At 74.8% G+C, this 2,789-nt stretch carries 4 protein-coding genes; all 4 read left to right on the top strand.

What is annotated here, in order from left to right:
- Positions 1 to 217, top strand: a 217-nt coding sequence (locus HCN52_RS23580) for a hypothetical protein (RefSeq protein ID WP_209314912.1), incomplete at its 5' end; no start/stop codon positions are given.
- 35 nt (positions 218 to 252) lie between these two features.
- Entirely contained in the window at positions 253 to 1,227 is a 975-nt protein-coding gene (locus HCN52_RS23575; RefSeq protein WP_168090452.1) for a 1-aminocyclopropane-1-carboxylate deaminase/D-cysteine desulfhydrase, read from the top strand.
- A gap of 182 nt (positions 1,228 to 1,409) precedes the next feature.
- Positions 1,410 to 1,823 (top strand): ATP-binding protein, encoded by a 414-nt coding sequence (locus tag HCN52_RS23570; RefSeq protein WP_167933243.1) that lies wholly within the window; start codon positions 1,410 to 1,412, stop codon positions 1,821 to 1,823.
- Complete coding sequence (locus HCN52_RS23565; RefSeq protein WP_245175398.1) at positions 1,712 to 2,728, top strand: RNA polymerase sigma factor SigF; 1,017 nt, start codon at positions 1,712 to 1,714, stop codon at positions 2,726 to 2,728. Before HCN52_RS23570 ends, HCN52_RS23565 begins: the two co-directional genes overlap by 112 nt.
- Positions 2,729 to 2,789: the final 61 nt, after the last annotated feature.

The raw sequence follows: 2,789 nt of genomic DNA, 5'->3' as shown, positions 1-2,789 counted from the left end.
CCCGGGCACGGCGAGCACCACGGTGGACGCGGCCGGCCACCTCACCACCGCCGCCGGGTCCGGCGGGCCGTCCGGGGGCGGCGGCGGGCCCCGGGGCGGTGGCGGCGGCGAGCCGCAGCTCCCCCAGAGCGGTGGCGGAGGCGGAGGCGGCGCACAGCTCCCCCAGGGCGGCGGAGGCGGAGGCGGCGGCTCCTGGCTGGACGGCTTCTCCCTCTGACGCCGGGCGCAGCGCCCGGCCCGCACAATGAGCGGGTGACCAACCCGCCGGAAGGCCCCGATCCCCTCGCCGCGCTCGGCCCCGCGCGGCTGCCCTCCCCCGTGCAGGAGATCGACGACGAGCGGTTCGCCTCCCACGGCGTCCGGCTGCTCCTCAAGCGGGACGACCTGGTCCACCCCCGGGTCATCGGCAACAAGTGGCGCAAGCTGACCCCGCACCTGCGCGCGGCGCTCGCCGAGGGCGCCGGGACGGTGGTGACGGTGGGCGGCGCCTACTCCAACCACCTGCGGGCGCTCGCCGCGGCGGGCCGGCCGCTCGGGCTGCGCACCGTCGGGATCGTGCGGGGGGACGAACTGGCCGGGCGGCCGCTCAACCCGTCCCTGGCACGCTGCGCCGAGGACGGGATGCGGCTGCACTTCGTCTCCCGTGCCGAGTACCGCACCCGCCACGACGCCGCCTTCGCCCGCGCCGTGCGGGAGCGTTTCGGCCCCGCGCGCCTGGTGCCCGAGGGTGGCAGCGACCCGCTCGCCGTCCGCAGCTGCGCGGAGCTCGGCCGGGAGCTCGCCGCCGCGCACCCCCGCCCCGACGTGGTGGCGCTGGCCTGCGGCACGGCGGGGACACTGGCCGGGGTCGCAGCGGGGCTCGCCCCCGACCAGCGGGTTCTGGGAGTGCCGGTGGTGCGGGACCCCACCCTCGGCGACGCCGTGCGGCGGTTCCAGGCAGCGGCCTTCGGCGGGCCGCGGGGCCGCTGGGAGCTGGCGGAGGGGTTCGAGCACGGGGGCTACGGCCGCACCCCGCCCGCACTGCTGGCGTTCGCGGCCGATTTCACCGACCGCCACGGGGTCCCGGTCGAGTCGCAGTACGTCGCGAAGCTGCTGTACGCCCTGGCGGAGCTGACCCGCCGGGGCTCCGTCCGCCCCGGGACGGTGCTCGCCGCGGTGGTGACGGGGCGGCCCGATGAGCCGTGCGCGCCTGACCTGGACAACTCCACGACCACCAGTGGTATTTGATCATCGGCTTCCGGCAGTCACCCGCGCACCATGGACTACCATCTGTGATAGCGCGAGCGCACCGCCCGACGGCGGCCCGCGATCGCAGCCGTACCCGTCGACACGGCGGGACCCGGCGCAACGACGGGCGTCAACCCAGGACGCCCGCACCGCTCGTGTGTGAGCCACCCATGGAGGTGAGGGTGTCCGAGATTCCAGGTGAGCCCGGAGCGCAGGACTTCGTCGAAGTCAGGTTGCCCGCGGCCGGGGCGTATCTTTCGGTGCTGCGCACGGCCACGGCCGGCCTCGCCGCGCGCCTGGACTTCACCCTCGACGAGATCGAGGACCTGCGCATCGCCGTGGACGAGGCGTGCGCGATCCTGCTCCAGCAGGCGGCGCCGGGGTCGACCCTGGCCTGCGTCTTCACCCTTGTCGGTGACTCGCTGCGGGTCACCGTCTCCGCGCCGACCACCGAGGGCAACGCCCCCGAGCGCGACACCTTCGCATGGACGGTCCTGACCGCGCTGGCGGGCGAGGTGGAGTCCTCCGTCGCCGACGACCGGACCGTGAGCATCAGCCTGCACAAGAAGCGCGGCGCGGCGCCCGGAGCGCCGTGACCGGAACTTCCGGAGCGTCACCGGACGAGGGGGTCGAAGTGACCAACGCAGAACCCGCGGCACCGCCCCAGGAGGACGGTGCCGAGCAGGCCGTCACGACGACCGCCGCCCTGCCGGAGCAGGCACCGCTGCGCCGTGCCGTCCCCGGACCGGCGGACCGGGGTGCCGCCCGGGACCTCTTCGTCGAGCTGCGGACCCTGCCGCCGGGGGGCGCCGAGTACGCCGAGCTGCGCAACAGCCTGGTCCGGATGCACCTGCCGCTGGTGGAGCACCTGGCGCGGCGGTTCCGCAACCGGGGCGAGCCGCTGGACGACCTCACCCAGGTCGCCACCATCGGCCTCATCAAGTCGGTGGACCGGTTCGACCCGGAACGCGGGGTGGAGTTCTCCACCTACGCGACCCCCACGGTGGTCGGCGAGATCAAGCGGCACTTCCGTGACAAGGGCTGGGCGGTCCGGGTGCCGCGTCGGCTCCAGGAGCTGCGGCTGTCGCTCTCGACGGCGACCGCGGAGCTCTCCCAGCAGCACGGTCGCGCTCCGACCGTGCACGAGCTGGCGCAGCGGCTCGCCATCTCCGAGGAGGACGTCCTGGAGGGGCTGGAGTCGGCCAACGCCTACTCGACCCTCTCGCTCGACGTCCCCGACACCGACGACGAGTCGCCGGCGGTCGCCGACACCCTCGGGGCGGAGGACGACGCGCTGGAGGGCGTGGAGTACCGCGAGTCGTTGAAGCCGCTGCTGGAGGAGCTGCCGCCGCGGGAGAAGAAGATCCTGCTGCTGCGGTTCTTCGGCAACATGACGCAGTCGCAGATCGCGCAGGAGGTGGGCATCTCGCAGATGCACGTCTCCCGGCTGCTGGCGCGGACCCTGGCGCAGCTGCGGGAACGCCTGCTCGTGGAGGAGTGAGCCGACCGCACTGCGGCCGCGCATGCACAGGGACGCCGTCGGACCCTCGAGGGTCCGACGG

The sequence above is a fragment of the Streptomyces bohaiensis genome (genome assembly GCF_012033785.1).
Taxonomy (GTDB): Bacteria; Actinomycetota; Actinomycetes; order Streptomycetales; family Streptomycetaceae; genus Streptomyces; species Streptomyces bohaiensis.
The sequence above is the reverse complement of the archived record's forward strand: the minus strand, read 5'-3'. Positions and strand labels throughout refer to the sequence as shown.

Excerpts from the sequence above, each read along its gene's own strand:
- HCN52_RS23565 (WP_245175398.1), top strand. The coding sequence starts at position 1,712 with ATGGACGGTCCTGACCGCGCTGGCGGGCGAGGTGGAGTCCTCCGTCGC.